The sequence below is a fragment of the Bradyrhizobium iriomotense genome (assembly GCF_030160715.1).
Lineage (GTDB): Bacteria > Pseudomonadota > Alphaproteobacteria > Rhizobiales > Xanthobacteraceae > Bradyrhizobium > Bradyrhizobium iriomotense.
Genome location: NZ_BSOW01000088.1, coordinates 1 through 4,641, shown reverse-complemented (window position 1 = coordinate 4,641; position 4,641 = coordinate 1). Strand labels below are relative to the sequence as shown.

Here is a 4,641-nt window from a genome sequence, read left to right as displayed (position 1 = left end):
AACGACAAAGCCGAGCCCTTCGTCTGGACCAAGAAAAAGGTCCGTCAACGCCGCTTCAAAGGCCGCCGTATCACTCAGCTCTGATTCCGGGTACTAGCCGCGGCATCCAGTCGCAGCCGAACCAGGAGCAAGAGCACGGGATTGAGACTTGATGACGCACCTTTCCCAAGCAGCGCATTTTAGCGTCCACGTCATCGGCACGAATTTCTCGATCCGTGTTCAGACTCTCATTGCTCGGACGCAGGTTCATTCATTCCCGGCGGCCGCTGCGCAACGACCGGCCGCGCTTCCATCAGATCGAGGACGGCACGGCCCTCTTCAGTGATACGCCAGCCATCGTTCATCCGCTCAACGCGTTTCTGGGAAAAGATGTCGAGGTTCTGGACACGAGCAGCCATTCTCGCCGTGCGCTCGGCCCACTCGCGACCACTCGTCGCTAGAATCGCCATGTCGCGTTTAAGCTCCGCCATCGGCGCGAAGCCGTCCGGATAGCTCACAAGTATCTTTAGGACGGTAACTTGGAAATTCACCTGAATGAGACATCATATTGTCCGCGCCTATCGCCACATGGTCGGTGCTTCACGAAGCGCTTCGACACCAATCTGCTTGAGGCGGCTGGGCGTCGTTTCGCCTCTGGTGGCGGCTTCCAGAAGCCTAGCGGCCACATGTGCGCGGACGCCTGTTTCGTAGCGAGAAATGCTCGCGCAGACCTCATCGAGGACAGCGCGTAGAAGGTTGGCGGTAGCGGCATCCAACATTTGGAGATCCCCATGCCCTCATGAGGAGGATAATACGGATCGCGTGTTCGTAAATTCAAGTGGGATGAATCACCTAGCTTCAATTACTGCTTCACCCGCGCCTGCCCCAAATCGTCCCAGGGCGTTTTGTCCAACTTCTTATGCGGATCGCGCTAGCAATGTCATGCTCCCATCACCCTTTCGCCGATTGACGATGGTTTTGCCGACTCATTCCCTCTAGCTACACCTGCAAAGAGGCGCGTGCAAAAGGCTGGCGTTCTCATTGCGTGGTAGCCAAGGTCTCCATTTGGACTGATGCAAGGAGTTCTGTGTCCACGCATTAATTCCGCGCCTGATCGCATTTTTTGATGGATTTCACTTACTCGCTCTGATGGTGGATTCTCACGATTTCGATCTGTCTTTATCGCTCTGAGATTGCGACGCCTAAATAACGGCGTGGGTGGGCCTGCGATCGCCGACAGAGAGTGCATGTCAGAGCATCTAAGGCCGTATCCCGCTCGGAGCAGCTTCTTTGGACGTCTTGCACGGCTAAATCGGAAAAGCGGCTAAAAGCTCAGCAAAATCATTGTGGTTAATCGTCTATTGTCCTTGCGCAACCTTTTGTTTATCACCGTGGCTGGTTTTGACCCCTCGAATAAAGTTCCGGCCGAGTGCGCTCGACGGTGACCGAGGGACACAGAATCCGATCAATTCGGTTGCATAGGGTAGAATTTGACTAACGAAAACTCTCAAAGGCGGGTCGCTCTGATCACCGGCGTGACCGGCCAGGATGGCGCCTATCTCTCCGAATATCTACTGTCGCTCGGCTATATCGTGCATGGCATTAAGCGGCGGTCATCTTCCTTCAACACCGCGCGCGTCGATCATCTCTATCAGGACCGGCATGCCGGCAATGTCCCGTTTCTCATGCACTACGGCGACATGACCGATTCGACCAATTTGATCCGCTTGGTCCAGCAGATCAGGCCAACCGAGATCTACAATCTGGCCGCCCAGAGCCATGTCGGCGTAAGCTTTGAAAGCCCGGAATATACCGCAAACGCCGACGCGATTGGCGTGTTACGTTTGCTCGAGGCAATCCGGATTCTTGGCTTGGAGAAAGAGACGCGCTTCTACCAGGCGTCTACGTCCGAGCTTTACGGCCTGGTTCAGGAAGTCCCCCAGAAGGAGACCACGCCTTTTTATCCGCGCTCGCCCTATGGTGTGGCAAAGCTCTACGGCTATTGGATCACGGTGAACTACCGCGAAGCCTATGGCATTTTCGCAAGTAACGGCATTCTGTTCAATCACGAAAGCCCAATCCGCGGCGAGACCTTTGTTACCCGCAAGATCACTCGCGCCGTCGCCCGCATTGAGGTCGGTCTCGAGGAGACACTTTATCTTGGCAACCTCGAAGCCAAGCGCGACTGGGGGCATGCACGCGACTACGTCGAAGGCATGCACATGATCCTGCAGGCGGAAAAGCCCGATGATTTCGTGCTCGCAACCGGCGAAACGCGGTCGGTGCGCGAGATGGTCGAGCTCGGCTTTGCCGAAGTCGGCCGTCGCATCGAATGGCGCGGCAAGGGCGTAGAGGAAACTGGCGTCGATACCAAGAGCGGCAAGGCCGTGGTCAGGATCGACCCGACCTATTTTCGCCCGACGGAGGTGGATCTTCTCATTGGAGATGCCAGCAAGGCGCGCGAACAGCTCGGTTGGAAACCGAAGCGCAGCTTTGCGCAGCTCGTGCAGGAGATGGTCGCAAGCGACCTTGCCGAGGCGAAACGGGAAGCTAAAAATGGCAAGCGCACCGTTTGAGCTGAAAGGCAAGACGGTCTATGTAGCCGGCCATCGCGGCATGGTCGGGGCCGCGCTGATGCGCCGGCTCGCGCAGGAAGACACGCGGCTCGTCACCATTGAGCGAACCGAGGTTGATTTGCGCGACCAGGCCCAGGTATTCGGCTGGTTCGCCAGGACGCGGCCGCAGGTCGTATTTTTGGCTGCCGCCAAGGTTGGCGGCATCGTCGCCAATGATACACTGCGCGCCGAATTTCTTTACGACAACATCACAATCGCCGCGAACGTCATCCATGCCGCGCATCTAAACGGTGCGGAGAAGCTGATGTTCTTGGGCTCCTCCTGCATTTATCCAAAACTTGCTCCCCAGCCGTTGCGCGGGGACATGATTCTGACCGGTCCGCTCGAGCCGACCAATGAGCCCTATGCGATCGCCAAGATCGCCGGCATCAAGCTCGTGGAAGCCTATCGCAGTCAGTACGGAAGTGACTTCATAAGCGTGATGCCGAGCAACCTCTACGGCCCCGGCGACAACTACCATCCCGAATATAGTCATGTGGTCGCAGCTCTGATCCGCCGTTTTCACGAAGCCAAGATCTCTGGTGTAAAAAGCGTCCTGGTGTGGGGCACTGGCACACCCCGTCGCGAATTTCTTTATGTCGAAGACATGGCCGATGCCTGCGTCCAGTTAATGAAGATCTATTCGGGCGCGGAACTGATCAATATAGGAACCGGCGAGGACGTTACGATCTTGGAATTTGCCCGGCTTGTCGCGGAGGTCGTTGGCTATCGAGGTGAGATCGCCTTCGATGCCTCTCGCCCTGACGGTACGCCGCGTAAGTTGCTCGACGTCAGCCGTCTCGCAGAGTTGGGCTGGCGCGCGAAAACCTCTCTGAATGATGGCATCCAGCAGGCTTACCGCGCCTTTCTTAACTTAAGGGAGGACTGATAAAGATAACGGCTGAGGGGCTCGCCTTTGGCGTTCGCTTTCGCCGCGCTTTTGAGGCTACCGCGGTCCTCAAGAAGCGGACGGCTCGTAAGCGGTCAGGCCCTCGCCAATCCGACCGCGGGGCTGACGTAACCTCGAAGAAAAGTTTGTCTGAGCGCGAACCGACCGGATTTGAACGCGCCAACGCAGCCGATACTACGCCAAGCATTTGGCCTGCGCACTCTGTGCGCGGTCGGTATGAACGTATGGAATGCGATCGTGGCGTACGTTCAAGTCCCAAATCATTCAAGAAATGCCGACCGGCAGAGGTTTACTCTCTCCGCGCGGCGACCTCGCATGCTTGGAATGAGCCTCTCAAGCTATCGGCCTGATCATCGCGATAGATAACGCCAGAGCTGAACCGACAGGTCCGACAACGTTCAAGGCTTTGTCTTTGCTGGGCCCGCCAGGTTTGACGACGTAAACAAATTCGTCGCTCGACGGCGATATTTCCCGAGGGCCGCAGCACGGCTCGCCCGCACGCCTTCACCTTAGCCTTGTTGAGGGATAAGCCGTTACCGAGCCCATGACCTTAGAGGCGTGTCGTGTCCTGAGGATGACGGCGATTAGCGCTCTCTTTGGAATTTGAAGCAAATTCTATCGAATAGAGCTGCCCTATTGAACTGCTGCTCGCAGTCAGCAACCCGGCGCAGCATAGGCGTTTCGCCACGACCTGCCGAATGGTATCGCACGCCTTCGCTAAGGCGTCAGATCGAATCATGTGCGCATTTCGATGAAAGCAACATTATTCTATCGCAAGACGATTTCGTGGAGAAGTTTTGGTGGATGAGTGTATCGGAACCAAGAAGGCCGCTTAAATTACAAGTAGACGCAAAAGTGACATCTACTCGACATCCAGCTTCAATGGACACTTAGATCAATTGCACGCCTCAATTGTTTTTGATGCAGTGTGTCGTGTGAGCTCTATTTTCGGTCGCACAAGAAGGGTACGTACGTTTCCGCCGGAGTGAACATCGACTGTGCGCGTATCGGCCAATCTAGAATTGCCGGGAACAACAACAGAGCTATCGCCAAATTTTGGTGACGGCGGGGCCGGTCAGGCGGCGGCGGTTATGGGCTGACGGTCGGTCGGCTTGGCGAAGACCTCGATCCCGTCGT

Annotated in this window: 2 protein-coding genes and 1 pseudogene; 2 read left to right on the top strand and 1 reads right to left on the bottom strand. The window is 56.3% G+C overall.

All coding sequences use genetic code 11. The annotated features are described in order from the left end of the window. Positions 1-257 precede the first annotated feature (257 nt). Positions 258-530: pseudogene (locus QQL28_RS45410) on the bottom strand (hypothetical protein); the annotation flags it as partial. Positions 531-1,469: 939 nt separating this feature from the next. Between QQL28_RS45410 and gmd the strand changes: the two are divergent. Continuing rightward, positions 1,470-2,555, top strand: a complete 1,086-nt coding sequence (gene gmd / locus QQL28_RS45400) for a GDP-mannose 4,6-dehydratase (RefSeq protein WP_284276367.1) — start codon at positions 1,470-1,472, stop codon at positions 2,553-2,555. Then, positions 2,536-3,483, top strand: a complete 948-nt coding sequence (locus QQL28_RS45395; protein WP_284276366.1) for a GDP-L-fucose synthase family protein — start codon at positions 2,536-2,538, stop codon at positions 3,481-3,483. Before gmd ends, QQL28_RS45395 begins: the two co-directional genes overlap by 20 nt. The last annotated feature ends 1,158 nt before the right edge of the window (positions 3,484-4,641 follow it).